Raw genomic sequence first — 24,905 nt, forward strand, 5'->3', positions numbered from 1 at the left:
CGAAGCGCCCCTGATGAAGACGAATGCGGTGTATCAGGCACTCCTCTGCGCCTGGTTCTGGGGCTGCTGCGCAGCCCAACGCGGGGCAAGCCCGCTCACCACAGAGGTACCCGTTTGCTGCGCGACAACGCTACTTCGAAGAGGTAGTGGGACCCCCCACATTCGATGTGTGGTTTACCACACGCCGATCTGCACCACTTTCTCCGCTTGCGGCTCACCGTAACGAAACCGTTGGCCACGCAGATCGATCTCTGCGTGGCTGATGGTGGTGCGTCGCTTCAGCCCGCGCAGCCATTCGAACAGATACCCCAAATGGGTTTCGCGCACTTCGGCATAGGCCGGGTGGTTGCCCAGGTCGTGCAGTTCCTGCGGGTCGTTTTCCAGGTCGAACAGCTGTGGGCGGAAGCCGTCGTACGCCAGGTATTTCCAGCGCTCGCTGCGCACCATGGTCATGCGGCAACGGTCGATGGGTTGCGCCAGGCGTTCGCGGGCCGGGGCCTGGAAGGCGTAGTCGTACTCGGCGATGGCGTAGCGGCGCCAGCGGGTTGCCTGGCCGTGCAGCAACGGGATCAGTGAGCGCCCTTCCAGGCGGTGCTCGGCTGCGGGCAGGCCCAAGGCGTCGAGGAAGGTCGGCAGTGCATCAATGGTTTCCACCAGGCGCGCGTCCACCGTGCCACGGCTGGCATCGGCAGCGGCGCGTGGGTCACGCACGATCAGCGGAATGCCCACCGCAGGTTCCAGCAAAAATTCTTTTTCGCCGAGGAAGTGATCGCCGAGGAAGTCACCGTGGTCGCTGGTGAACACGATCAGGGTGTCGTCCCAACGGTCATTGCCTTGCAGAAAATCGAACAGGCGTCCCAGTTGGTCGTCGACCTGTTTGATCAAGCCCATGTAGGTGGGAATCACCGTGAGCCGTACCTCGTCACGGGAAAAATTCAGGCTCTCCTGGTGCTGGCGGAACGCCTGGTACACCGGGTGATCGCTGGTCTCCCCTGGCTGGATCGGTGCCTGGATATGCTCGGCGCCATACAGTGCGTGATAGGGCGCCGGTGCGATGTAGGGCCAGTGTGGCTTGATATAGGACAGGTGCAGGCACCACGGTTGTTCGGCCTGCTCACGGATAAAGTCGATGGCGCGGTCGGTAGTGTAGACGGTTTCCGAATGTTCCTCGGCCACGCGCGCGGGGCGGCCTGCATTGCGCATGTGCCAACCGCTGAGGACTTCGCCGTTTTCACCGGCTGCCGCATTGGCCCATTCGTGCCACGGGTTGGCGCCGCTGTAGCCCTGCTCGCGCAGGTAATGGGTGTAGGGCGCGGACTCGCGTTTATCCTCGAACAGCGGGCTGTCGGGGTAGATGCCGTCGTGACGCAGGTACGCCTCGAAGCCAACCTCGTTCAATAGCTCGGCCTGCTCGCTGTCAGGGTCGATATTCAGGCGTTGCAAGGCGTCAACATTGGGTGTGGCGTGGGTCTTGCCGACCAGTGCCGTGCGGATGCCGTGGGGACGCAGGTAGTCGCCGAGGGTCAGTTCTTCCAGGGGCAACGGCACCGCGTTCCACGCCACCTGGTGGCTGCTGACGTAGCGCCCGGTATAGGCCGACATGCGCGAGGGCCCGCAGATGGTGCCTTGGGTATAGGCGCGGCTGAAGCGCACACCGGCGGCGGCCAGGCGATCGATGTTCGGCGTGTGCAAGTGGGCGTGGCCGTAGCACGACAGGTAATCGCGGCGCAGTTGGTCGCACATGATGTACAGCACGTTGCGCACGGGTTGGGGGTGGGACATGGGACTTCACCAGACGGAGGACAGGTGAGGTTTTTCGCCGTTCGGGTGGGGGGCTGGCAAGTGCATTTGGGGACTGGCTTTGATGCAGTGGATGCATGGCCTAGACGGCGACGTTCTCCAGCGCGCACACCTCTTCATCCAACTCATCGATCTGCTTGATCTGCTCGATCATCGCTTCGGCCAGCGGCGACAAGCGATACCCGGCACGGCTGACGACGCCGTAGCGGGTGTAACGCTCCTCCAGATCCTCCGCCAGGCCCTCGATCGTCAAGCACACCAGTTCGCCCCGGGCCATGTGCAGCACATCGCTGTTGGCGCTGACGATGCCGATGGCGTCGGAGCGCAGCACTACGCCCATCAGGCTATAGCCGTTCTCGCATTCGACATTGGGCAGGTAATCGGGCCGGCCGCTGAGGTCGACGATGACCTTGCGCAGGTTGGGCGGGCGGATGGTCACGGCCAGGGGGTAACTCATCAGCTCGGCGGCGCTTACGCTGCCACGTCCGGCCAGTGGGTGGCCGGCGCGGCAGCAGAAATACCAGCGGCGCGGGCGCAGGCGGTGGGTGTGATAGTCGGGGTTGGCTTCGAAGTGGCGGGTGTCGGCGACGAAAAACTCGAACTCTTCACTGAGCAGGCGTTTGCTCAGGCTCTGCCAGTCGTCCACCTGGTACTGCACCCGTGCCTTGGGGTAGCGCCCGATAAAACTGCCGATGGCGCGGGGGATCAAGCCGCTGGCCGGTGCCGGGCCGCAGCCGAAACGCAATTCCCCCGCCTCCAGGCCATTGAACTGGCTGATCTCGTTGGCCAGTTGCTGTGCGCCGCTGACCAGGCGCCGAGCGTGCTCCAGCAATACCTGGCCTTGTTTGGTCGGCGCCAGGTCTTTGCGGCCACGGTCAATCAGCTGGCAACCGGCGCTGTGTTCCAGGGCCTGGATACTGCGACTGAACGCCGATTGCGACAGGTTCACCGTCAACGCGGCGGCGACAAAACTGCGTTGTTCGGCAAGGGCGATGAAGTGACGAAGCTGGCGCAAATCGATATGCATTTTTCACATCAAAAATATCCGGGAAATGCATTGGCTATGCATTAGGTCGACTCCTTATAAAGGCTATCTCTTATGCAGTAAATGTTCGTAAAAACATAAATAAATAACCTAAAGGAATATCTGTCGATGGATATTTCCGGGTTCCGGAGCCGCTTATGAGTCTGTTGAAGTCCTTGCCCCTGGCCATTCTGGTGGCCGGCAGTTCCAGTTGGTCGCCGACCCAGGCCGCCGAAACGCCCGCGCCGGTAAGCAAGGGCGAGAGCGCCGGCGGCGAGTTGGAGACGGTCACCGTCACCGCCCGGCGGCGCACCGAAAGCGCCCAGGCAGTGCCGACGCCCATGAGCGTGATCGGCGGCCAGGCCCTGGAGAGCCAACGGGTGTATCGGATTCAGGATTTGCAGCAACTGGTGCCCAGCGTCAACGTCGCTTATATGCATGCGCGCCAGTCCAGCGTGTCGATTCGTGGCCTGGGCAACAACCCGGCGAGTGATGGCCTTGAGGGCAGCGTAGGGCTGTATATCGACAACGTGTACCTGGGGCGGCCGGGCATGGCGGTGTTCGACCTGATGGACATCGAACAGCTTGAAGTCTTGCGTGGCCCGCAAGGCACCTTGTTCGGCAAAAACACCACCGCCGGGGTGATCAACATCAGCACGCGCGCGCCGAGTTTTACCCCGGAGCGCAGCATTGAAACCTCGCTGGGCGAGGACGGCTACTTCCAGACCAAGGGCACGATTTCCGGCCCGCTCACCGATGACCTGGCGGGGCGTTTCTCGGTCTATCGCACCCGCAGCGACGGCGACATCAAGAACGAATACAACGGCCATGACCTTAACGGCGGCTCGCGCCAGGGCTTTCGCGGGCAACTGCTGTACAAGCCCAGCGAGACCTTCAACCTGCGCTGGATCGGTGATTACAACGAAGAGGATTCCAGCGCCGGCACCCGGGTGCTGTACAGCACCGGGCCGACCATCAACGGCACCAACCTCTACCAGTCGCGGGCCAACGCCGCAGGCGCGACCCTGGTCGATGGCACCCACCGCAAGGTCAACCTGGACAGCGACCAGCACGTCACCGTGTTCCAGGGCGGCACGTCGCTGGAGGCCAACTGGACGTTGCCGAGCGATTTCACCCTGACCTCGGTCAGTTCCTATCGCTTCTGGAATTTCACCCCGCGTAACGACGACGGCCTTAACGTGCCGGCGTCGTATAACGCCGGGGTGTCGGTGGAAGATAAGCAGTGGTCCCAGGAGTTCCGGCTGGCTTCGCCTACCGGCGGTTTCTTCGATTACGTCCTCGGTGCCTACTACTTCGGCAACTCGCTGGACAACAAGTCCTTCAGCTATTACGGGCCTCAGGCCGATATCTGGAATGGCACGCCGGCCGGCGCACTGGCCAATGTCAGCAGCGTCGGCAACGGGCACATTCGCACCGACAGTTTTGCACTGTTTGCCCAGGGCACCTGGCACCTCACCGAGCGCCTGGATTTCACCGCCGGCCTGCGCGGCACCTACGAAGAAAAAAGTGCCTGGGTCACGCGCAACGCTCCCCTTGGCGGTGCGGCGGTCAGCGGTGCTGCCGCGACGGCTCGACGTGGCCGCGCGGGGGCGTACGACTCCGGCGACCTCACGCAATACAGCACCAGCCCCTCGGGTTTGCTCAACCTGAGCTACCGCTTTAACGAAAACCTGCTGGGCTACGCGACGCTGTCCCATGGCGAGAAGTCCGGCGGGGTCAACCTGGCGGTAGGCTCAGCACCGACGGCCGGGGCCGACTCGCTGTTGATCGGCACCGAGCGCGCCAACAACGCCGAACTGGGTTTCAAAAGCACGCTGTGGGACCGGCGGCTGCAGCTCAATGCCAACCTGTTCTGGACCCAGGTCAACGGCTACCAGACCAATGCCTATGACCAGGACAACCGTGTGCAGTACCTGACCAACGCCGGTTCGGTGCGCTCGCGGGGTGTCGAGGTGGAAAGCACCCTGGTGCCGATCAAGGGCCTGACGCTGAACCTCAACGGCTCGTTCAACGATGTGAGCTACCTGTCTTACAAGGACGCGCCGTGCCCGCCGGAAGTCAGTCTGCGCCCCGGTGCGCCGGCCTCCTGCGACCTGAGTGGGCACCAAGTGGTGGGGGCCTCGAAATGGATCGCCAACGCCAACGGCGAATACAAGTGGAACCTGGATAACGGCTTCGAACCCTACGTCACCGCCAGCTATGCCTTCCGCTCCAAGGCCGTGGGCACGGTGGAGGACTCCGACTATGGACAGATTCCCGCCTACGCCGTGGTCAACCTGTCCACCGGCCTGCGCGGCAACTATGAGCAGGGGCAGTGGGACGTGTCGTTATGGCTGAAAAACGCCTTCGACAAGACCTACTACACCACGCTGTGGACGGGGGGGAACGGCGGCTACGAAGGCCTGCTCGGTACGCCGCGCACGCTAGGGGTGACCGGGCGCTATGACTTCTAGCCCCGTGCGATAGGTGGCCGGGCTGAACACGCGTGTCACCGCCAGCATCGCCACCGCCGTGACCGTCAGCACCACCCAGGCGCTGACAAAGTTGCCGGTCAGCCCGCGCAGCCAGCCGGTCAGCCACGGCGACACCGCATTGATCAAGAAGCCCACGCCTTGCACAAAGGCCGCCAGTTGCCCGGCCTGGCGTGGGTCGCGATGGTGGTCGAGGGTCAGCAGCAGGCTCAGGGCGAAACACGCGCCCAGGCCGAAGCCGCACAACGCCACCCAGAGGTGCGGATATTCCTGCGGCGCGACGATCAGGCCGAGGTAACCCACGGTCTGGGCCAGCAGGGCGATGCCCAGCAGCGGCCGACGGTCGATACCGCGCTGCGCCAGCACCGGCATCAACAGCGCGGCGATCACCTGGAAGATGGTCATGAACGCCAGCAGCGAACCGCTGGGCAGCACGCCCCAACCCAGTTGCTGATAGTAGGCCGGCAGCCACGCCACCAGGCTCATGTAGCCGCAATTGACCAGGCCGAAATACAGTGCCAGCAACCAGGCGCGGCGATTGCGCAGGTCCTTGAAGGCCGGCACCACCTGTGGATTTCTGGCCGCGCCCAGTGGCAGCCAGGCCCATAGCAGCAAGGCACCCAACGCCGGCAGCAGCCACACCCCCAACCCCGCCTGCCATTCCTGGAAATGCGTGGCCACCAGCGGGCTGAGCAGCGCAGCGAGCCCGCCGCCGGCCATCAGTGAGGCCGAGTACACACCCATCGCCACCGGCACGCGATGCCGGAATTCGCGCTTGATCATCGCCGGCACCAAGGCCTGGATCAGCGCCACACCCGCGCCGCCGAGCAGCGCCGTGACCAGCAGCGCCGACGCCTGGCCCATCAGCCAGCGTGCCAGGCACGCCAGCAGGATCATCATCAGGCCCAGGGCGATGCCACGCCGCTCACCCAGGCGGGCTTCCACGCGCACGCCCACCAGCGCCACCAGCCCCATGCACACCACTGGCAGGCTGGTCAGCAAGGCGCTGCTCTGGAAGCTCAGGCCGGTGGCCTGGCGGATCTCGCCGAGCAACGGGCTGATGGAACTGAGGATCGGCCGCAGGTTCAGGCCGAGCACCACCAGCAGGCCCCAGCCGGCGAGGGATTTATTCAGGGTCATGCAACGCTCTTGCAGTCGGTAAATGAGGCGTGAGTATGGTCAGTACCCAAGGTATTCTGAAATTAAATATAACCATGCCAACCAGTGGCAAAGAGAATGGTGACGCTGATGTTCGATCCCGTGTTGTTGCGCAGCTTTGTCGCCGTGGTGGACTGCGGCAACTTCACCCGCGCCGCCGAGCGCCTGCACCTGACCCAATCCACCGTGAGCCAGCAGATCCGCCGCCTGGAAGAGGCGGTGGCGTGCCAGTTGCTGGACCGCGACCAGCGCCGCGTGGTCGCCACCGCTGAGGGCGAACGCTTGCTGGCCTATGCGCGACGCATCCTCGCGCTGCATGAAGAAGCCACCGATGTGTTGATCAACCAACAGAGCGACGGCGTATTGCGCTTGGGGGTGCCGGAAGACTTTGCCGCCGAGCGCCTGATGCCGTTGCTGTCGGCATTTGTGCTGGCCTATCCACGGGTGCGCCTGGAGGTCACCAGCGGCCTGGGGCCCGAGTTGCAGCGTCAATACCGCAGCGGCGAGTTCGATGTGTTGCTGGTCAAGCAGATGGGCAGCAGCGATGACTGCCTGGCCTCGTGGCCCGAGCCGCTGTGTTGGGTAGACAGCCGCAGCACGCCGTGCCTGGGGCGCGACCCTCTGCCGTTGGTGGCATTCCCGGTGGGCGGCCTGTACCGCAATGAAATGTTGCACCACCTGGAAGTGGGCGGCTGGCGCTGGCGCATCGGTTATTCCAGCGCAAGCCTGGCCAGCGTGTGTTCGGCGGTGGCGGCGGGGTTGGGTGTGAGTCTGTTGCCGCGACGGGTCGTGCAGCCAGGGCATGTGGAACTGGGGCCGGACAGCGGTTTGCCCGTGGTGCAAGGCGTACGTCTGGCGTTGTATGCCCGTCATGGCCTGAGTGCCGCGGGGCAGTGCTTGCAGGCTGAGCTGTTCGATTTGTGTGCAAACAGCCCCGTTGAGCCATGCCTTAAGTGAATATTTTGTATGCCTGAAAAGCATCAAAAAAAACCACCTCGGCGCCAGGCCACGTGGGCCGGGGCTTTGGTGTTTGCAGAGCATTCGTTTATTCAAATTTGATCTATCTATAACTTCAAAGATTACTTTAAGAGATAAGCGTCTGGCCCCGATGATTCAGCCCTCGACGGCCTTCCACGCAGGCCCGTCGGTTTTTTTGTTTCGAAACCGTAGGGAGTCAATCAATGGGCAATGTCCAGACCGCCGCCAGTGCACCCGAGGCGCAATGGCGCCAGGCACCGAGTGGTGAGTTGGTCGACCTTGGCCGGCCGCACCGCGCGCCGTTGGGGCAATTGCGAACGCAGCAAACCCCGAAGCGCTTCTCCAGCCGCCGCGAAGGGATCCTGCTCGGTTTGTTGGTGTTGGCCCTGCACGGTGCAGTGATTTATTGGGTCAGCCAGAAACCCACGCCGGTGCTGCCGATTGTGCCGCCGGAAATTCCGCCGATGACCATCGAATTTTCCCAGCCGGCACCGCCCGTGGTGGAACCGCCACCGCCTGTGCCGCCACCACCGCCACCGCCTGTTGTCGAGCCGCCGCCGCCGGTGGTGGATGAGTTGGCCGCCAAGCCGGCGCCGCCCAAGCCGATTCCAAAACCTAAGCCCAAGCCGGTGCCAAAGCCTGAGCCCAAGCCCGCACCGAAACCGGTCGAGCAGGCGCCCACTCCACCGCAACCGGCGCCACCGGCACCCGCGCCCGCTCCGCCCGCGCCAGCCCCGGTGACACCGGCTTCGGCCAACGCCGCGTACCTCAAGAACCCGGCGCCGGAGTACCCGTCACTGGCGCAGCGTCGCGGTTGGGAAGGCACGGTTTTATTGCGGGTGCATGTACTGGCCAGCGGTAAGCCGGGCGAGATCCAGGTCCAGAAAAGCAGCGGTCGCCAGCAACTCGACGACGCCGCACTGACCGCCGTGAAGCGGTGGAGCTTCGTGCCGGCCAAGCAGGGCGATGTGGCCCAGGACGGCTGGGTCAGCGTACCGATCGACTTCAAGATTCACTAACTATTGCGCTGCGGTGTGCAGCACACGCCGCGACTTGTACAGAGGGAAAACATCATGGCATTAGCATCTCCACTTGAATCCATCGAAAGCGCGGTGATCTGGCTGCTGGTGGTCTTTTCGGTCGCCACCTGGGGCCTGGCCCTGCTCAAGGGCGTGCAGTTCGGTCGCCTCAAAGCGCAGGATCGCAAGTTCCACAAACAGTTCTGGGCGGCGTCGAGCCTCGACTCGGCCGCCGAGTTGGCCGAAACCCAGCCCGGCGCCGCTGCCCGTGTGGCCCAGGCCGGTTACGCCGCGATCCAGGTCGGGGAAGCGCCGCACGCGGCCGACCTGAGCCAGGCGATCAACCACCAGGACCGCCTCGAGCGTGCCCTGCGCCAGCAGATCGTACGTGAGCGCCGGTCCCTGGAAACCGGCCTGGCCGTGGTCGCCAGTATCGGCAGCACCTCGCCGTTTATCGGCCTGTTCGGCACCGTGTGGGGGATCATGGAAGCACTCAAGGGCATCAGCGCCGCCGGCTCCGCCAGCCTTGAAACCGTGGCCGGCCCCATCGGTGCCGCCCTGGTTGCCACTGGCGTGGGGATCGCCGTCGCGGTGCCGGCGGTGCTGGTCTACAACTACTTCCTGCGTCGCCTGAAGCTCACGGCGGCGGACCTGGATGACTTTGCCCACGACTTCTACAGCCTGGCGCAGAAAAACTCCTTCCGTGTGCTGCTGCATCCTGCCCTGACTAAACATGCGCCGGGTAACCCGCAAAAAGTGAAGGAGGCGTCCTGATATGGCCTTCTCCACGCAAGACAGTGATGAGGTACTGAGCGAGATCAACGTCACGCCCCTGGTGGACGTGATGCTGGTGCTGCTGGTGGTGTTTATCGTCACCGCGCCGCTGTTGACCAACGCGATCCCGATCAACCTGCCCAAGACCGAGGCCGTAGCCCCGGTGGAGCAGAAGGACCCGCTGGTGGTGAGCATCGACGGCGCCGGCAAACTGTTCATCAACAAGGACGAAATCCAGCCGGACCTGCTGGAATTCAACCTGCAGGCGGCCAAGGCCAAGGACCCCGATGTGCGGGTGCAACTGCAGGCTGACGATGGTGTGAACTACGGCGAAGTGGCGCGAGCCATGGCGTCTATCGAGCGCGCGGGGATTACCAAGCTGTCGGTGATTACCGCACGTTAGTTGCAAAAGCCTCGACAATTTTTTGGCCGTTTCCTTGGCAGGGTGCGGCCTTTTTTTTTGCCTGGAATTCAAGCCACACCGCCAAATCCCAATGTGGAATGTGGAATGTGGAATGTGGAATGTGGGAGGGGGCTTGCTCCCGATGGCGGAGTGTCAGTTGGCCTATTTGTCAGCTGACCCACCGCCATCGGGAGCAAGCCCCCTCCCACATTTGAACCTCATGCAGGTTTGAGTTTTTGGTTATTAATAAATAGCTTCTTATTCCTTAACGAATATAACCCTCGTCCCTATACTGTCCTACAACGTTAAACGCTGCAGGAGGGCACACCCATGCACAGCGAGTCGATTCGTTATCTGATCGTGCCGGGCTGGCAAGGATCGCCAGAAGATCATTGGCAAAGTCACTGGCAGAACAGCCTGCCCAACAGCGCACGGGTGGAGCAGGCCGATTGGCTGACGCCGCGCCGCGAGGACTGGGTGGCTGCGCTGGCCGAGGCGATTGCCGCCGACAGCACCCCGGTAATTCTGATCGCCCATAGCCTGGGCTGCATCACCGTGGCCCATTGGGCTGCCACCGCACCCGTGCAGTTCCTGCGGCAGGTGCGCGGGGCCTTGCTGGTGGCTCCGGCGGATGTTGAACGGCCAGCCTGCTCGCCGGCCTTGCGCAACTTTGCGCCGATCCCGACCGACCTGCTGCCGTTTCCCAGCCAGGTGGTCAGTTCCGATAACGACAGCGCCGTCAGCGCCCCCCGGGCCCTGGAGCTGGCGCGTAATTGGGGCGCCGAAGCCGGCATCCTGTCGGGGGCCGGGCATATCAATGTGAAGTCCGGTCACCAGCGCTGGGAGCAGGGGTTCGCCTACCTGTATCGCCTGCAAAGCCGCCTCGAGCATCACGCCCGGCGCACAGCCTGATATTTTTTCAACGCCCCGTCCCTGAGTGGATTTGGGGCGGGAGCCTGCCATGAGTCTGCATGAAACCTTCGGTCAGCCGCTGCTGACCTTCCCCGACGCCGAAAAAAGCCCGCTGAGCATCCGCGCCAAGGCGCTGGTGTTTGTCGACCCACGCTCGCGCAAGCTGCGCGAAGACCTGGAAAATCTCGCCCCGCGCGCCTTGCCTGTATTGATTCGAGGCGAGACCGGCAGCGGTAAAGAATTGCTGGCGCGGCATATTCACCGGGGCAGCGACCGCTCCGGTTTGTTTGTATCGGTCAATTGCGGTGCCATCAGCCCCACCTACGCCGACGCCGAACTGTTCGGCTACGCCGCCGGCGCCCACAGTGGCGCGGCCAGCAGCCGGGCCGGGTGGTTTGGCTCGGCGAATGGCGGCACTTTGTATCTGGATGAGATCGGCGACTTGCCGCTGCCGATCCAGGTGAAACTGCTGGCGGCCCTGGAAAACCATGAAGTCACCCGCGTGGGCGCTCACCAGCCGAGCCCGGTGGACGTGCGCCTGGTGGCCGCCACCAGCATCGACCTGGCCCAGGCCGTGGCCGCCGGCAAGTTTCATGAGCGGCTGTTCCATTACCTGAGCGAAGGCCAGCTGGATCTGCCGGCATTGCGTGAGCGGGTGGGCGATATCCTGTCGTTGGCCGAGTACTTCCTCGGTATCTACAGCCAGCGCCTGGACCTGCCGGTGCCGCTGATCAGCGATGCGGCCCAGCGCGTCCTCGAACACCACAGCTGGCCGGGTAATACCCGCGAGCTGGAGAACGTCATCCACTTCGCTTTGTTGGTGAGCAGCGGCGACGAAATTCTGCCCGAACACCTGAACCTGCCGGTGGCGGGGTCGCCCTTGGAGCAAGTGCAGCGCATCTTCGCCAATGCCAGCCTGGATGAGCGGGAAACCTTGCGCAGCTTTTTACAGGAACAAGCCGCTACATGAGTAAAATGGAATATCAACGTGAATAAAAGATATTGTTCGGGAATAAAAAATCTAGGTATTGTCCATTCCACGCCGCGATAGCACTTCGCTGGCACACCACATAAAAAACGGTCGTCAGAGACGCCCCGGAATTTCGATAAGGACACTGCATGAAAAAGGTTCTGTTGTTTACCGCATTGGCGGCTGCCCTGACTGCAAGCTTCGCCCAGGCCAACGAGAAACTGGTGGTGGCCGCCACCCCGATCCCGCACGCCGAGATCCTTGAACTGGTCAAGCCAACCCTCGCCAAAGAAGGCGTGGATCTGGAAATCAAAGTCTTCACCGACTACGTACAGCCAAACGTACAGGTTGCCGAGAAGCGCCTGGACGCCAACTACTTCCAGACCCTGCCGTACCTGGAAAACTTCAACAAGGGCAAGGGCACCAACCTGGTCACCGTGGTTGGCGTGCACGTTGAACCCTTCGGCGGTTACTCGAAAAAGATCAAGAATATTTCCGAGCTCAAGGATGGCGCCACCGTGGCCATCCCGAACGAAGGCTCCAACAGCGGCCGCGCCCTGTTGCTGCTGCAGAAAGCCGGTGTGATCACCCTGAAAGACCCGACCAACGCCCTGGCCACGCCGAAAGATATTGCCAGCAATCCTAAGAACCTGAAGTTCAAGGAGCTGGAATCGGCCCTGCTGCCACGGGTGCTGGACCAGGTTGACCTGGACTTGATCAACACCAACTACGCCCTGGAAGCTGGCTTGAACCCGGCCAAGGACGCGCTGATCATCGAAGATGCCAAGTCGCCGTACGTGAACTTCCTGGTGGCGCGCCCGGACAACAAGGACAGCGACGCTATCCAGAAACTGTCCAAGGCCCTGACCAGCCCGGAAGTCAAAGCCTTCATCGAGAAGAAGTACAACGGCGCAGTCGTGCCCGCGTTCTGATGTAAGCCAAAACCCCCTTCAAGGTTTCAACGCCGGCGGCTACTACAGCGTCGGCGTTTTTTATGCCTGGAATTTGGAATGCAATAAAAATGTGGGAAGGGGCTTGCCAGTCAGAAGGCTTTTTGTAGGAGCGAGCTTGCTCGCGAAAAACTCACAGGCGCCGCGTTCATTCAGGAAGCACGCGTTATCGTTGACGTTTTTCGCGAGCAAGCTCGCTCCTACAGGAGGCGATGTACGCTTAACTGACTGGCATTAGGGCAACCCCCCTCCCACATCGGATCTACAGTGTTTTAGAGATCCCGGCTATTGATCGCCCTGCGCAACGCCACCAACCATTTCACCAGCTCCTGCGGATCAATCGGTTTCGCTTTGTTCATTGTTCATTCCCTCGAAACACTGACCCCCCAACCATAGCCGTCACCTGGAAAACCCGCGAATCCGTCGGTTATCTTTTTGGGTGATATCAATATGCTATTTCGGTATTTAAATTTTACTTTTTATACCTTTAAAGTTCGCGCTACCCGGCGTTACCCACGCCGGATCGGACGACGCTCGCCGCATTACCCCTGCGGTGTCATGGACTCACAATGACCTTCGATTTCGCTTTTATCCTCAGCACCCTGCCGGCGTTTCTGAAAGCCGTGGGCGTCACGCTGCAAGTGGGCCTGATCGCCATTGCCACCTCGTTGCTGGTGGCGCTGATCAACGCCGCACTGCTGGTGTTTCGCACGCCGTACCTGTCGCGCCTGGTGGCGCTCTATGTGGAACTGGCGCGCAATACACCGCTGCTGATCCAGCTGTTCTTCGTGTACTTCGCCTTGCCGGCGCTGGGTTTGAATATCTCCGGGTTCTGGGCGGCGATCATCACCATGACGTTCCTCGGCGGTGCCTACCTCACCGAAGTACTGCGCGCCGGTGTGGAAGCGGTGCCGCTGGCGCAGATCGAGTCGGGCAAGTCCATCGGCCTGTCGGACTGGCAACTGCTGCGTCATGTGATCCTGCCCCAGGCCGGCATCCTCAGCCTGCCGGCGTTGTTCGCCAACTTCATCTTCCTGCTCAAGGAGACCACCGTGGTCTCTGCCGTGGCGGTGCCGGAGATTCTCTACACCACCAAGAGCTACATCGCCCTCTACTACAAAACCTACGAAATGCTCGCCGTGCTGACGCTGATTTGCGTGCTGCTGTTCTTGCCGCTGTCGTTGCTGCTCAGCCGCCTGGAAAGGAGGCTCCAGCATGGCCAGTTCGGGTCTTGAGTTGTTGTGGGTGTCGTTGCCGCAACTGGGCAAGGGCGCAGCGCAGACCCTGTCGATTTCGTTGTTGAGCATCGCCTTCAGTACGGTCGGCGGCGTGTTGTATGGCGTGCTGCGCACCTTGAACAACAGGCTGGTCAACGCGGTGCTGCGGGTTTACCTGGAGCTGTTCCGGGCGATTCCGGTGCTGGTGTGGTTGTACCTGCTGTTCTTTGGCCTGCCGATCTTCTTTGGCCTGAGCATCCCCAGCTTCTGGTGCGCGGTGCTGGTGTTGTCGCTGTGGGGCGCCAGCGAAGTGGGCGAAGTGGTACGCGGCGCGTTGCATTCGCTGCCCCGCGGCCAGCGCGAAGCCGGCCTGTCGATTGGCTTGTCCGACCCGCAGTTGTACGGCTACGTGTTGCTGCCCCAGGCCCTCAAGCGCATGACGCCGCCGACCATCAACGTCTACACGCGCATCATCAAGACCAGTTCCCTGGCGGTGCTGATCGGTGTGGTGGACGTGATCAAGGTCGGCCAGCAAATCATCGAGCGCACCTATGAGTCGGTGTTGATCTACGGCGCGCTGTTCCTGTTTTTCTTCTTTATCTGCTACCCGTTGTCGGCCGCCTCCAAGGTGCTGGAACGGCGCTGGGCCCAAGCATGAGCGCATTGATCGAGTTCCAGGGTTTCAACAAATTCTTCGGCGACCAGCAGGTGCTCAAGGGCATCGACCTGAGTGTGCAAAGCGGCGAAGTGGTGGTGATCCTCGGCCCCAGCGGCTGCGGCAAAAGCACCTTGCTGCGCTGCCTCAACGGCCTGGAAGTGGCCCATAGCGGCAGCCTGCGGTTTGCCGGCAAGGAGTTGTTGGATAAAACCACCGACTGGCGCCAGGTGCGCCAGGACGTAGGCATGGTGTTCCAGAGCTACCACCTGTTCCCGCACATGAGTGTGCTCGACAACATCCTGCTCGGCCCGCTGAAAGTGCAAAAGCGCGAGCCGCGCGAAGCCCGCGAGCAGGCCGAGAAACTGCTGGCGCGCGTCGGCCTGGCGGACAAGCGCGACGCCTTCCCGCGCCAGCTCTCCGGCGGCCAGCAGCAACGCATCGCCATCGTCCGCTCGCTGTGCATGAACCCTCAGGTCATGCTGTTTGACGAAGTCACCGCCGCCCTCGACCCGGAGATGGTCAAGGAAGTGCTGGAGGTGATCCAGGGCCTGGCCCGCGATGGCATGACCCTGCTGATCGTCACCCACGAAATGGCCTTCGCCCGCGCCGTCGCCGACCGCGTGGTGTTTATGGAGGCCGGTCGCATCCTCGAACACAACACCCCCGAAGAATTCTTTACGAACCCGCAAACCGCACGCGCGCAGCAGTTCCTGGAGAAATTCTCCTTTGTCTCAACACTGCCCAAGAAAACCCAGGAACTGGAGCTGCTATGAAAAAGTTACTGCTGCCACTGTTGGCTGTCGCCCTACTGGCCGGCTGCGATAAAAAGGCCGAAGAGCCTGCTAAACCTGCTGCCGCCGTGAGCTACCTCGACAAGATCAAGGCGCGGGACAAGCTGATCGTCGGCGTATTCACCGACAAGCCACCGTTTGGCTTTGTCAACGAAGCCGGGCGCTACGTCGGCTTCGATACCGACATCGGTCGTCAATTCGCCAAGGACCTGTTGGGCGATGAGAACAAGGTCGAATTCGTCGCCGTCGAGCCGGCCAGCCGTATTCCGTTCCTGCAAAGCGACAAGGTCGACCTGATCCTCGCCAACATGACCGTGACCCCCGAGCGCAAGGAGGCGGTGGACTTCACCAACCCCAACCTGAAAGTCGCGGTGCAGGCGTTGGTGCCCCAGGACAGCGCGGTGAAAAGCCTGGATGACCTGGCCACCCGCACCACCATCGTTACCACCGGCACCACTGCCGATATCTGGCTGACCAAGAACCACCCGGACTGGAAACTGCTGAAGTTCGAGAAAAACTCCGAGTCGCTGCAAGCGCTGTCGGCCGGGCGTGGCGATGCCTATGCGCAAGACAACCTGGTGCTGTTCAGCTGGGCCAAGCAGAACCCGGGCTACCGCGTGCTGGAGGAGAAACTCGGTGACGAAGCGCCGATTGCCCCGGCGGTGAAGAAGGGCAATATCGAACTGCGCGACTGGGTGAATGCCGAGTTGGCGAAGCTGGGTGAGGAGAAATTCCTGCTCAAGCTGTATGACCAATATGTGCGCAAGGAGCTGAGCGATGACACCAAGCCTGAGAGTGTGATTGTCGAAGGCGGGAAGTGGCAGGGCTGATTCCTAGCTGATCGTTCCCACTCCGTGGGAACGATCAGCAATAATCCAGGCCCCTGTTCAATGGGTGATGTGGAATTTTTCGGAGTCGCCCATCTCGCCATTTCCCTGGCCGATTCGGATCATGTAGTGGATTTGCCGCTGGCCTATGTTCTTCAGCAATGCATCCCTGGGAATGAATGCCTGAATCTCCCGCGGCGGCTGATTGTTGAACTCTTTGTCCACCACGACTTCGCCATCGATGTAAATCTGCAGGCGATCATTGCTTGTGCCTATGTCGGTAGGCTGAATGACGGCGGTTGCTCCCTCGGGGGGCACATCCCTCAAGGACAGTAACCAGTAGTCTGAGGGGGCAGTCGGTGGTTTGGCCTCATTGATTTGCAGGGACGGAAGTTTTTTTGTCTTTTGGCTGCTCATTGGGTCTACCTCAGTACGGGTAAGTGAGGTGCTTGCACGGCAGCGCGTGGGAATGTCCGCGCAGCAAGACGGGAGCCAATATTTACGAGGGTTGGCGGCGGCCGTCTACTGTTAGAACTCACAGGTCTGGCCGGCCTGCGAAGCCTCGGGGTGCGGGAGCCCCATGCAGATAAGGAACCCTGAACTAAGCTCACAGTCGCATACACACTGGCACATCGCATCGCGCACAAGGAGTCTGCATGGGCGGTCGTATTTCCATCTGTATCGTCGGTCTGGGTTTAGTGGTGTTGCTGAGCGCGTGTGGCCAGGAAAAAGCTGAGCCCAAGGCCCATTCGCGGGTCTTTGTTCAAACCGTACAACCCGCCGATTTCGCCGCGGCCGTCACGCTGACCGGAGATATCCAGGCCCGCGTGCAAACCGATTTGTCCTTCCGCGTCGGCGGCAAGATCATCCAGCGCATGGTGGATGTAGGCGATCGCGTCAAAGCCAGACAGGTGCTGGCCAGGCTCGATCCCAAGGATTTGCAGACCAACGTCGATTCCGCCCAGGCCCAGGTCGTGGCCGAGCAGGCGCGGGTCAAGCAAACCGCCGCTGCGTTTGTGCGCCAGGAAAAGCTCCTGCCCAAGGGCTATACCAGCCGCAGCGAATACGATTCCGCCCAGGCCGCGCTGCGCAGCAGCCAAAGTGCCCTGGCCGCCGCGCAGGCGCAGTTGGCCAACGCCCGTGAACAACTCGGCTATACCGCGCTGATCGCGGACGCGCCGGGGGTGATCACCGCGCGCCAGGCCGAAGTCGGTCAGGTGGTGCAGGCCACCGTGCCGATTTTCAGCCTGGCCAGCGATGGCGAGCGCGACGCGGTGTTCAACGTCTATGAGTCACTGCTGGTTGAGCCGCCGCCGGATGCGCCGATCACCGTCAGCCTGCTGGATAACCCGAGCATCAAGGCCGTGGGTAAAGTGCGTGAAGTCACGCCTGCCGTGGCCGCCAATACCGGCACGGTGCAAGTGAAGATCGCCCTGCAATCGTTACCCGAAGGCATGCGGCTTGGTTCGGTGGTCAGCGCCACCGCCAATGGCCCGGCCAAGGCGAGTATCGAGCTGCCGTGGTCGGCGTTGACCAAAGACCTCAGCGAGCCCGCCGTATGGCTGGTGGACGGCGAGGGCAAGGCGCAACTGCACAAGGTCACGGTGGCGCGTTACCTCACAGGCAAAGTGATTGTTGGCGACGGCCTCAAGGGCGGCGAAAAAGTCGTGGTGGCCGGTGGGCAATTGCTGCACCCCGGCATGCTGGTCGAGATCGCCCAGCCAGGAGCCCAGCCATGAAGCGCCTGACGGTTGTACTTGCCGCCAGCCTGTTGCTGATGGCCTGTTCAAAGGAAGAACCGGCGCCCGAGCCCTTGCGCCCGGTGCTGTCCATGGAAGTGAAGTCCGAGGACCAGGAAACCCTCGGCCGTTTCGCCGGCGCCATCCAGGCGCGCTATGAAAGCAATCTGGGCTTCCGCGTCCCCGGTCGCATCGCCCGGCGTGCCGTGGATGTGGGCGCCGAAGTGGACAAGGGCGCCTTGCTCGCGGTGCTCGACCCTACCGACCAACAGAACCAGTTGCGCGCCGCCCAAGGCGATTTGGCGCGGGTGCAGGCGCAGTTCATCAACGCCCAGGCCAATGCCCGCCGCCAGCAGGAGCTGTTCAACCGTGGCGTCGGCGCCCAGGCCCAACTGGACGTGGCCCAGACCGACCTGAAAACCACCCAGGCCTCCCTCGACCAGGCCCAGGCTTCGGTCAACCAGGCCAGGGACCAGCTCAACTACGCCGAGCTGCGCACCGACCACGCCGGCATCGTCACCGCCTGGAATGCCGAGGCCGGCCAGGTGGTCAGCGCCGGTCAGCAAGTGGTGACCCTGGCGCGCCCGGACATCAAGGAGGCGGTGATCGACCTGCCCGCCGGCCTCGCCGAGCGCCTGCCAGCGGATGTGGTATTCCTCGTCGCCGGGCAACTCGACCCCAGCGTCCACACCACCGCCACCGTGCGCGAGATCGAACCCCAGGCCCAAAGCGCCACGCGCACCCGTCGCGCGCGCCTGACCCTGGCCGAAACGCCGCCCGCGTTCCGCCTTGGCACGGCGATCAGCGTGACCTTGAGTTCGGCCATCGCCCCACGCATCGAGTTGCCCCTGAGCGCCTTGCAGGAAGTCGACGGCAAGACCCGCATCTGGATCCTCGATACCCAAAGCCAGACCGTGCAACCGCGCGACATCACGGTGCTGAGTCGTGATGCTGACAGCGCCTTGCTCAACGGCGGCGTCAAACCCGGCGAGCGTATCGTTACCGCCGGCGTGAACAGCCTGAAGCCCGGGCAGAAAGTCAAAATCGACGAGGACAGCCCGCGATGAAAGGCAGCTTCAACTTATCCGACTGGGCCCTCAAGCATCAGTCCTTTGTCTGGTACCTGATGTTCGTCGCGCTGCTGATGGGCGTGTTCTCGTACATGAACCTGGGCCGTGAAGAGGACCCCTCGTTCACCATCAAGACCATGGTCATCCAGACCCGCTGGCCGGGCGCGACCCAGGAAGAAACCCTCAAGCAGGTCACCGACCGCATCGAGAAGAAGCTCGAGGAACTCGACGCCCTCGACTACGTGAAAAGCTACACCCGGCCGGGTGAATCCACGGTGTTCGTGTTCCTCAAGGACACCACCAGCGCCAAGGCCATCCCGGAGATCTGGTACCAGGTCCGCAAGAAGATCGACGACATTCGCGGCACCTTCCCCCAGGGCTTGCAGGGGCCGTCGTTCAACGACGAATTCGGTGATGTGTTCGGCTCGGTGTATGCCTTTACCGGCGACGGCCTGTCGATGCGCCAGTTGCGCGACTACGTGGAGCAGGTGCGCGCCGAGATCCGTTCGGTACCGGGGCTGGGCAAGGTCGAGATGATCGGCCAGCAGGACGAAGTGATTTACCTGAACTTCTCCACGCGCAAACTGGCGGCCCTGGGCATCGACCAGCGCCAGGTGGTGCAAAGCCTGCAATCGCAGAACGCGGTGACCCCCGCCGGCGTGATCGAGGCCGGTCCGGAGCGCATCTCGGTGCGTACCTCGGGGCAGTTCGCCTCGGAGAAAGACCTGGCCAACGTCAACCTGCGCCTCAATGACCGCTTCTATCGCCTGGCGGATATCGCCGAGATCAGCCGTGGCTACGTCGACCCGGCGCGGCCGATGTTCCGCTTCAACGGCAAGCCGGCGATTGGCCTGGCCATCGCCATGCAGAAGGGCGGCAATATCCAGTCGTTCGGTAAGGCGCTGCACACGCGGATGGACGAGCTGACCGCCGACCTGCCGGTGGGCGTCGGTGTGCATAAGGTCTCCGACCAGGCCGAAGTGGTGGAAGAGGCCGTCGGCGGCTTTACCAGCGCGCTGTTCGAAGCGGTGATTATCGTGCTGGTGGTGAGCTTTATCAGCCTGGGCATGCGCGCCGGGCTGGTGGTGGCGTGCTCGATTCCACTGGTGCTGGCGCTGGTATTCGTGTTCATGGAATACAGCGGCATTACCATGCAGCGTGTGTCGCTGGGGGCGTTGATCATCGCCCTCGGCCTGTTGGTGGACGATGCGATGATCACCGTGGAGATGATGATCACGCGCCTGGAAAAAGGCGAAACCAAGGAGCAGGCGGCGACCTACGCCTACACCTCCACGGCATTTCCGATGCTCACCGGTACGTTGGTGACCGTCGCCGGCTTCGTGCCGATTGGCCTCAACGCCAGTTCGGCAGGCGAGTACACCTTTACCCTGTTCGCGGTGATTGCCGTAGCGATGCTGGTGTCGTGGGTGGTGGCGGTGCTGTTTGCGCCGGTGATCGGCGTGCATATCCTCAGTGCCAAGGTGAAACCCCACGACGCCGAGCCGGGGCGCATCGGCCGCGCGTTCAATGGCGGCATGCTGTGGGCCATGCGCAACCGTTGGTGGGCGATCGGCATTACCGTGGGCCTGTTCGTGGCGTCGGTGTTCTCCATGCAGTTTGTGCAGAACCAGTTCTTCCCGTCGTCGGACCGCCCGGAAATCCTCGTCGACCTCAACCTGCCGCAAAACGCCTCGATCAACGAGACGCGCAAGGCCGTCGACCGCCTCGAAGCGATCATCAAGGACGACCCGGACATTGCACGCTGGAGCACTTATATCGGCCAGGGCGCGATCCGTTTCTACCTGCCCCTCGACCAGCAACTGGAAAACCCCTACTACGCGCAACTGGTGATCGTCAGCAAAGGCCTGGAAGAGCGCGGTGCCCTGATTGCGCGCCTGCAAAAGCGCCTGCGCGACGACTTCGTGGGCATCGGCAGTTTCGTGCAGCCGCTGGAAATGGGCCCGCCGGTGGGGCGTCCGATCCAGTACCGCGTGTCTGGCAAAGACACCGACCAGGTGCGCAAACACGCCATCGAACTGGCGACCCTGCTGGATAAAAACACCCACCTGGGCGAGATCATCTACGACTGGAACGAGCCGGGCAAAGTGCTGCGCATCGACATTGCCCAGGACAAGGCGCGCCAGCTCGGGCTGTCCTCCGAAGACGTGGCGCAACTGATGAACAGCGTGGTCAGTGGTGCTTCGGTAACCCAGGTGCACGACGATATCTACCTGATCAGCGTGGTCGGCCGTGCCGAAGACGCCGAACGTGGCACGCCGGAAACCTTGCAGAACCTGCAGATCGTCACCCCCAACGGCACCTCGATTCCGCTGCTGGCCTTCGCCACTGTGCGGTATGAGCTGGAGCAGCCGCTGGTGTGGCGTCGCGACCGCAAGCCGACCATCACCATCAAGGCCTCGGTGCGTGATGAGATGCAGCCGACCGATCTGGTCAAGCAGCTCAAGCCGGAGATCGACAGGTTCAGCGCCGGCCTGCCGGTGGGCTACAAGGTCGCCACCGGCGGCACCGTGGAAGAAAGCGGCAAGGCCCAGGGCCCGATTGCCAGCGTGGTGCCGTTGATGCTGTTCCTGATGGCGACGTTCCTGATGATCCAGCTGCACAGCGTGCAGAAGATGTTCCTGGTGGCCAGTGTCGCGCCGCTGGGGCTGATCGGCGTGGTGCTGGCGCTGATCCCCACGGGCACGCCCATGGGCTTTGTGGCGATCCTCGGCATCCTGGCGCTGATCGGCATCATCATCCGCAACTCGGTGATCCTGGTGACGCAGATCCACGAATATGAAGTGGCCGGCTACACGCCGTGGGACGCGGTAGTGGAAGCCACCGAGCATCGGCGCCGGCCGATCCTGCTCACGGCGGCTGCGGCGAGCCTGGGCATGATCCCGATTGCCCGCGAAGTGTTCTGGGGGCCGATGGCCTACGCGATGATTGGCGGGATCATCATCGCTACCTTGCTGACGCTGCTGTTTTTGCCGGCGCTGTATGTGGCCTGGTACAAGATCCGCGAACCAAAGCAGGAACAACACGGTTAAAAATGTGGGAGGGAGCAAGTCGAATCGTCGCACCGCCCCTCCCACAATTGATCTCAGCTGGGCATTTGAGACGTGGGAAATTTCCGGAAGTGACGCCTGTTGCCCTGGCCAACCGTTGAGTGCTTTACCCTTCGACCTCCACCTCTCAACGGTCGCCTGCCATGAACCGTCTGCGTCTTACCTCGCTGATCTGCTGCTTGTTCCTGTCGCCCCTGGCCTTTGCCGGCACCGTATTGGAAAACCCGTTGTGGCGAGTCGAACTCGATCCGGCCACCCTCGCCATCCGTGTGACACCCAGTGGCCAGCCGCAGGTGCAGGCCTCCAACGGTGTAGCGGCGCGTGCTGTCAGTCAACTTGCACAAAACGCGCAACAGGCCAGTTGGCAATGGGATGACGGTGCCTATCGCGTGACTGCCAGCCTTGAGCAGCGCGACCTGGTGCTGTCGATCACGGCGCGGGAAGCCGGTGAGCTGCCGATTCTTCTGCAACCGCCGAGCGCCATGGGCCGAGGGTTGATGTGGCCGTTGGCCGAAGGGCATTACGTGCCGGCCGGCAATGCCATGTGGAACGCTTTCCTGGTGGCGCAGGGTGACATCAACACCACCCAGGACCTCAGCCTGCCGCTGTGGGGCGTCGATCACGGCGCCTTCACCCTCAACTGGCTGCTGACCAATCCCTATAACAACCGCCTGCGCTGGCGGGGCCAGGCGTTGTCGCTGGCCCATGAGTTCACCTCGCTCGGGCCTGCCGCCCCCATGACCCTGCTGTTGCACCTGGGCGAAAGCGATCCGCTGGCCGGGGCCAAGCGCTATCGCCGATGGCTGGTCGAGCAGGGGCGCTATGAACCCCTGGCAGACAAGCTGCGGCAAACCCCTGGGGCTGAAAAGCTGCTGGGCGCCAGCCATGTCTACCTGTGGGGCAATGACCTGCTGGCGCCGGAGGATGTGCGTGATTGGCCGTTGTTGCTCCAGCGCTTGCGCGCTCATGAACTCAGAGGCCCGTTGGACAAGGACTCCGCAGCGCTGCTGGCGCAGCCCCGCGCCTTGAATCGCTACGAGCAAAGCGTGCTGTTACGCGGCCTCAATGCCGCGATCAATAGGAAGGCCCGGCAGAGTTGGCAGGTGGACGAGCCCGATATGAGCCGTCTTGCCGCGCGCTACGGCGAGTTGCGTCGCGAATTGGCCGTGGACTTTGCCGGTGCCCTGCGCGATAGCCCCGGCACCTGGGGCAGCCAGGTGGTACAGACGCTGCGCGACGCCGGGCTGCCACGCTTGATGCTGACCCTGGGCGAAGGCTGGGAAGGCGGCCTCTGGCACCCCGAGACCATCCGCGCCGGTGTCGACGCCGGCTACCTGATGGCGCCCTACGACTCCTACCAAACCGCGTTGTCCGCCACCGAAAACCCCGACTGGACCACCGCCCACCTGGGCAGCCAGGCTTACCGCGACTGCGCCATCGTGTTGAAGGACGGCACACCCAAGACCGGCTTCCAGCAGTCCGGCCACTACACCGACCCGCGCTGTGTGCGACCTCTGTTGGAGGCGCGGGTGAAAGCCGTGCAGGCCGTTGCCGGCTTCAACGCCTGGTTTCTCGATGCGTACGCCACCAGCATGCTGTTCGACAGTTACCGCGACAGCGCACCGATGACCCAGGCGCAAAACGCCGAAGGCAATATCGATGCAGCCCGTTGGCTGAACACCACGCTGCAATTGCCGACCGGCTCCGAAGACGGTAACGCCATCACCGCCCAGGGCATCCTGTTCGCCCATGGCATGCAAACCCCGGTGCTGGGCTGGGGGGATCGCGACATGACCCAGGACAAACAGTCGCCCTACTACGTGGGCAACTGGTACCCGCCGGAGCAACCAGCGGTGTTCTTCAAGTCGGTGCCGCTGAACGAGCCGTTTCGCACCCTCTACTTCGACCCGACGCTGCGCCTGCCGCTGTATCAGGCGGTGTTCCATGGCTCGGTGATCACCACCCATCACTGGCTGTTCGACAGCCTCAAGCTGAGCAATGTACGGGCTGAAAATGAGCTGACCCAACTGCTCTACAACGTGCCGCCGCTGTATCACCTGAGTGCTGCGACGCTCAAGGCGCGGCTGCCGCTGATCCAGCGCCAGGATCGATTTTTCCGACCGTTGCATGAGCGCCTGGCCACCCAGGCGATGACCGGGTTTCGCTGGCTGACGGCGGATCGGCAGGTGCAGGAAACCACGTTTGCCGATGGCACGCGGTTGGTGGCGAATTTTTCCACGGGGTCGAGAGAGGGGTTTGCGGCGAGGAGTGTGACAGCGGTGGTGGATGGGACATCGGTGGTGTATCAGGTGCAGTAGTGGTGTGTATCAGTCCGTCATCGGGAGCAAGCCCCCTCCCACAGGGGAATGCATTCCAAATGTGGGAGTGGGCTTGCCCAGACTTAAACCTTGCGCCAAACGCTGGCCAACCAAGGCTGCTGATCCCGAGGCAATCCCGCCGGCCGGTAGTAGTGCTCCAACTCTTCAAACCCCGCCGTCGTCAGCAATGCCTGCCACGCCTTCAAGTCGTGATAAGAACCATACCGCGGCCCATTCCAGCCTTCCTGGTTCTCACCCCGTGGATTGGAGCTGAACAGCACACCGCCGGGCTTCAACGCCCCATGCAGTTGCTTGAGCACACGGGGCAGTTCCTGCTTGGGGATATGAAACAGCACTGCATTGGCAAAGATCCCGTCAAAGCGTTCGGCGGGTAAATCCAGCTTGAGGAAGTCCTGCTGCAACACCTCACAGCCGCTGTCTTCGCGCGCCATCTGCGCAAACCGCTCGGAACCATCCAGGCCGACGGCGATATGCCCCAGGCGCGTAAAGGTCTGCAAATCCCGCCCCGGCCCGCAGCCGAAATCCAGCACGGTAAAGGGCGCCGAGCCCTGGATATGGCGCAGCAGCGCGTCGATGTTCTGGCTCACATCGTGATCGCGGGTGCCTTCACGGAAATCCTCGGCCACCTTGTTGTAGTGGCCGAGGGTGGTGGACGTGATCTGGTCGAGGTCGTCGGGCTTGAGGGGCATGGTGATGAATACCGGGCGCTGAGATGG

At 62.5% G+C, this 24,905-nt stretch carries 21 protein-coding genes; 16 read left to right on the forward strand and 5 right to left on the reverse strand.

Annotation, left to right across the window (positions count from 1 at the left end; genetic code table 11):
- Window positions 1-174 precede the first annotated feature (174 nt).
- Together PspCFBP13509_RS22450 and PspCFBP13509_RS22455 are read right to left on the reverse strand one after the other, a co-directional pair.
- Entirely contained in the window at window positions 175-1,782 is a 1,608-nt protein-coding gene (locus PspCFBP13509_RS22450) for an alkaline phosphatase family protein (RefSeq protein ID WP_137212717.1), read from the reverse strand.
- A gap of 100 nt (window positions 1,783-1,882) precedes the next feature.
- Complete coding sequence (locus PspCFBP13509_RS22455) at window positions 1,883-2,827, reverse strand: LysR family transcriptional regulator (RefSeq protein WP_065926336.1); 945 nt, start codon at window positions 2,825-2,827, stop codon at window positions 1,883-1,885.
- 155 nt (window positions 2,828-2,982) lie between these two features.
- On the opposite strand from PspCFBP13509_RS22455, the gene PspCFBP13509_RS22460 reads away from it, so the two are divergent.
- On the forward strand, window positions 2,983-5,298 hold the full coding sequence (locus PspCFBP13509_RS22460) for a TonB-dependent receptor (RefSeq protein WP_065926337.1): 2,316 nt from the start codon (window positions 2,983-2,985) through the stop codon (window positions 5,296-5,298).
- Here PspCFBP13509_RS22460 and PspCFBP13509_RS22465 read toward each other — a convergent pair.
- Entirely contained in the window at window positions 5,269-6,456 is a 1,188-nt protein-coding gene (locus PspCFBP13509_RS22465; RefSeq protein ID WP_065926338.1) for a CynX/NimT family MFS transporter, read from the reverse strand. The two genes, PspCFBP13509_RS22460 and PspCFBP13509_RS22465, sit on opposite strands and share 30 nt — an antisense overlap.
- A 108-nt stretch (window positions 6,457-6,564) precedes the next feature.
- Here PspCFBP13509_RS22465 and PspCFBP13509_RS22470 point away from each other — a divergent pair, with 108 nt between their 5' ends.
- From PspCFBP13509_RS22470 to PspCFBP13509_RS22525, 11 genes are all read left to right on the forward strand, one after another.
- The gene (locus PspCFBP13509_RS22470) at window positions 6,565-7,431 is read left to right on the forward strand and encodes a LysR family transcriptional regulator (protein ID WP_065926340.1); all 867 of its coding nucleotides are present in this window, start codon (window positions 6,565-6,567) and stop codon (window positions 7,429-7,431) included.
- Between the two features lie 224 nt (window positions 7,432-7,655).
- Window positions 7,656-8,471, forward strand: coding sequence for an energy transducer TonB (locus PspCFBP13509_RS22475; protein WP_012721645.1), 816 nt, complete (start codon window positions 7,656-7,658; stop codon window positions 8,469-8,471).
- Between the two features lie 54 nt (window positions 8,472-8,525).
- Window positions 8,526-9,245: a MotA/TolQ/ExbB proton channel family protein gene (locus tag PspCFBP13509_RS22480; RefSeq protein WP_027607855.1), complete on the forward strand. Its 720-nt coding sequence runs from the start codon at window positions 8,526-8,528 to the stop codon at window positions 9,243-9,245.
- A gap of 1 nt (window position 9,246) precedes the next feature.
- Window positions 9,247-9,648 (forward strand): ExbD/TolR family protein, encoded by a 402-nt coding sequence (locus PspCFBP13509_RS22485; protein WP_010565408.1) that lies wholly within the window; start codon window positions 9,247-9,249, stop codon window positions 9,646-9,648.
- A 330-nt stretch (window positions 9,649-9,978) separates the two neighbouring features.
- On the forward strand, window positions 9,979-10,560 hold the full coding sequence (locus PspCFBP13509_RS22490; RefSeq protein WP_016975008.1) for an alpha/beta hydrolase: 582 nt from the start codon (window positions 9,979-9,981) through the stop codon (window positions 10,558-10,560).
- 49 nt (window positions 10,561-10,609) lie between these two features.
- Window positions 10,610-11,530, forward strand: coding sequence for a sigma 54-interacting transcriptional regulator (locus PspCFBP13509_RS22495; protein WP_137212718.1), 921 nt, complete (start codon window positions 10,610-10,612; stop codon window positions 11,528-11,530).
- Window positions 11,531-11,679: 149 nt separating this feature from the next.
- The gene (locus PspCFBP13509_RS22500) at window positions 11,680-12,462 is read left to right on the forward strand and encodes a MetQ/NlpA family ABC transporter substrate-binding protein (RefSeq protein WP_027607851.1); all 783 of its coding nucleotides are present in this window, start codon (window positions 11,680-11,682) and stop codon (window positions 12,460-12,462) included.
- A 587-nt stretch (window positions 12,463-13,049) separates the two neighbouring features.
- Window positions 13,050-13,715: an amino acid ABC transporter permease gene (locus PspCFBP13509_RS22510; protein ID WP_057725386.1), complete on the forward strand. Its 666-nt coding sequence runs from the start codon at window positions 13,050-13,052 to the stop codon at window positions 13,713-13,715.
- On the forward strand, window positions 13,696-14,355 hold the full coding sequence (locus tag PspCFBP13509_RS22515) for an amino acid ABC transporter permease (protein WP_027607849.1): 660 nt from the start codon (window positions 13,696-13,698) through the stop codon (window positions 14,353-14,355). The genes PspCFBP13509_RS22510 and PspCFBP13509_RS22515 overlap by 20 nt, the downstream gene beginning before the upstream one ends.
- Window positions 14,352-15,128 carry an amino acid ABC transporter ATP-binding protein gene (locus PspCFBP13509_RS22520; RefSeq protein WP_065925840.1) on the forward strand — a complete coding sequence of 259 codons (777 nt, stop codon included), beginning with the start codon at window positions 14,352-14,354 and terminating at the stop codon, window positions 15,126-15,128. The genes PspCFBP13509_RS22515 and PspCFBP13509_RS22520 overlap by 4 nt, the downstream gene beginning before the upstream one ends.
- Entirely contained in the window at window positions 15,125-15,976 is an 852-nt protein-coding gene (locus PspCFBP13509_RS22525) for a transporter substrate-binding domain-containing protein (protein ID WP_065925839.1), read from the forward strand. Before PspCFBP13509_RS22520 ends, PspCFBP13509_RS22525 begins: the two co-directional genes overlap by 4 nt.
- Window positions 15,977-16,033: 57 nt before the next feature.
- On the opposite strand, the gene PspCFBP13509_RS22530 is transcribed toward PspCFBP13509_RS22525, so the two are convergent.
- Window positions 16,034-16,390: a hypothetical protein gene (locus PspCFBP13509_RS22530; RefSeq protein WP_137212720.1), complete on the reverse strand. Its 357-nt coding sequence runs from the start codon at window positions 16,388-16,390 to the stop codon at window positions 16,034-16,036.
- A gap of 239 nt (window positions 16,391-16,629) precedes the next feature.
- Between PspCFBP13509_RS22530 and PspCFBP13509_RS22535 the strand changes: the two genes are divergently transcribed.
- The 4 genes from PspCFBP13509_RS22535 to PspCFBP13509_RS22550 all read left to right on the forward strand — a co-directional run bounded on the left by PspCFBP13509_RS22535 (window position 16,630) and on the right by PspCFBP13509_RS22550 (window position 24,168).
- Window positions 16,630-17,712, forward strand: a complete 1,083-nt coding sequence (locus PspCFBP13509_RS22535; protein ID WP_065948527.1) for an efflux RND transporter periplasmic adaptor subunit — start codon at window positions 16,630-16,632, stop codon at window positions 17,710-17,712.
- A complete protein-coding gene (locus PspCFBP13509_RS22540; RefSeq protein ID WP_065925836.1) occupies window positions 17,709-18,779 on the forward strand; it encodes an efflux RND transporter periplasmic adaptor subunit in 1,071 nt (356 codons plus the stop codon). The genes PspCFBP13509_RS22535 and PspCFBP13509_RS22540 overlap by 4 nt, the downstream gene beginning before the upstream one ends.
- Window positions 18,776-21,832, forward strand: coding sequence for an efflux RND transporter permease subunit (locus PspCFBP13509_RS22545; protein ID WP_065925835.1), 3,057 nt, complete (start codon window positions 18,776-18,778; stop codon window positions 21,830-21,832). Before PspCFBP13509_RS22540 ends, PspCFBP13509_RS22545 begins: the two co-directional genes overlap by 4 nt.
- A 161-nt stretch (window positions 21,833-21,993) precedes the next feature.
- Entirely contained in the window at window positions 21,994-24,168 is a 2,175-nt protein-coding gene (locus PspCFBP13509_RS22550; RefSeq protein ID WP_137212721.1) for a glycoside hydrolase, read from the forward strand.
- Window positions 24,169-24,251: 83 nt separating this feature from the next.
- Here PspCFBP13509_RS22550 and PspCFBP13509_RS22555 read toward each other — a convergent pair whose 3' ends face one another.
- Window positions 24,252-24,878 carry a class I SAM-dependent methyltransferase gene (locus tag PspCFBP13509_RS22555; RefSeq protein ID WP_065925833.1) on the reverse strand — a complete coding sequence of 209 codons (627 nt, stop codon included), beginning with the start codon at window positions 24,876-24,878 and terminating at the stop codon, window positions 24,252-24,254.
- Window positions 24,879-24,905: the final 27 nt, after the last annotated feature.

The sequence above is a fragment of the Pseudomonas sp. CFBP13509 genome (assembly GCF_005233485.1).
Classification (GTDB): domain Bacteria; phylum Pseudomonadota; class Gammaproteobacteria; order Pseudomonadales; family Pseudomonadaceae; genus Aquipseudomonas; species Aquipseudomonas marginalis.

Excerpts from the sequence above, each read along its gene's own strand:
- PspCFBP13509_RS22450 (WP_137212717.1), bottom strand. The coding sequence starts at position 1,782 with ATGTCCCACCCCCAACCCGTGCGCAACGTGCTGTACATCATGTGCGAC.
- PspCFBP13509_RS22455 (WP_065926336.1), bottom strand. The coding sequence starts at position 2,827 with ATGCATATCGATTTGCGCCAGCTTCGTCACTTCATCGCCCTTGCCGAA.
- PspCFBP13509_RS22460 (WP_065926337.1), top strand. The coding sequence starts at position 2,983 with ATGAGTCTGTTGAAGTCCTTGCCCCTGGCCATTCTGGTGGCCGGCAGT.
- PspCFBP13509_RS22465 (WP_065926338.1), bottom strand. The coding sequence starts at position 6,456 with ATGACCCTGAATAAATCCCTCGCCGGCTGGGGCCTGCTGGTGGTGCTC.
- PspCFBP13509_RS22470 (WP_065926340.1), top strand. The coding sequence starts at position 6,565 with ATGTTCGATCCCGTGTTGTTGCGCAGCTTTGTCGCCGTGGTGGACTGC.
- PspCFBP13509_RS22475 (WP_012721645.1), top strand. The coding sequence starts at position 7,656 with ATGGGCAATGTCCAGACCGCCGCCAGTGCACCCGAGGCGCAATGGCGC.
- PspCFBP13509_RS22480 (WP_027607855.1), top strand. The coding sequence starts at position 8,526 with ATGGCATTAGCATCTCCACTTGAATCCATCGAAAGCGCGGTGATCTGG.
- PspCFBP13509_RS22485 (WP_010565408.1), top strand. The coding sequence starts at position 9,247 with ATGGCCTTCTCCACGCAAGACAGTGATGAGGTACTGAGCGAGATCAAC.
- PspCFBP13509_RS22490 (WP_016975008.1), top strand. The coding sequence starts at position 9,979 with ATGCACAGCGAGTCGATTCGTTATCTGATCGTGCCGGGCTGGCAAGGA.
- PspCFBP13509_RS22495 (WP_137212718.1), top strand. The coding sequence starts at position 10,610 with ATGAGTCTGCATGAAACCTTCGGTCAGCCGCTGCTGACCTTCCCCGAC.
- PspCFBP13509_RS22500 (WP_027607851.1), top strand. The coding sequence starts at position 11,680 with ATGAAAAAGGTTCTGTTGTTTACCGCATTGGCGGCTGCCCTGACTGCA.
- PspCFBP13509_RS22510 (WP_057725386.1), top strand. The coding sequence starts at position 13,050 with ATGACCTTCGATTTCGCTTTTATCCTCAGCACCCTGCCGGCGTTTCTG.
- PspCFBP13509_RS22515 (WP_027607849.1), top strand. The coding sequence starts at position 13,696 with ATGGCCAGTTCGGGTCTTGAGTTGTTGTGGGTGTCGTTGCCGCAACTG.
- PspCFBP13509_RS22520 (WP_065925840.1), top strand. The coding sequence starts at position 14,352 with ATGAGCGCATTGATCGAGTTCCAGGGTTTCAACAAATTCTTCGGCGAC.
- PspCFBP13509_RS22525 (WP_065925839.1), top strand. The coding sequence starts at position 15,125 with ATGAAAAAGTTACTGCTGCCACTGTTGGCTGTCGCCCTACTGGCCGGC.
- PspCFBP13509_RS22530 (WP_137212720.1), bottom strand. The coding sequence starts at position 16,390 with ATGAGCAGCCAAAAGACAAAAAAACTTCCGTCCCTGCAAATCAATGAG.
- PspCFBP13509_RS22535 (WP_065948527.1), top strand. The coding sequence starts at position 16,630 with ATGGGCGGTCGTATTTCCATCTGTATCGTCGGTCTGGGTTTAGTGGTG.
- PspCFBP13509_RS22540 (WP_065925836.1), top strand. The coding sequence starts at position 17,709 with ATGAAGCGCCTGACGGTTGTACTTGCCGCCAGCCTGTTGCTGATGGCC.
- PspCFBP13509_RS22545 (WP_065925835.1), top strand. The coding sequence starts at position 18,776 with ATGAAAGGCAGCTTCAACTTATCCGACTGGGCCCTCAAGCATCAGTCC.
- PspCFBP13509_RS22550 (WP_137212721.1), top strand. The coding sequence starts at position 21,994 with ATGAACCGTCTGCGTCTTACCTCGCTGATCTGCTGCTTGTTCCTGTCG.
- PspCFBP13509_RS22555 (WP_065925833.1), bottom strand. The coding sequence starts at position 24,878 with ATGCCCCTCAAGCCCGACGACCTCGACCAGATCACGTCCACCACCCTC.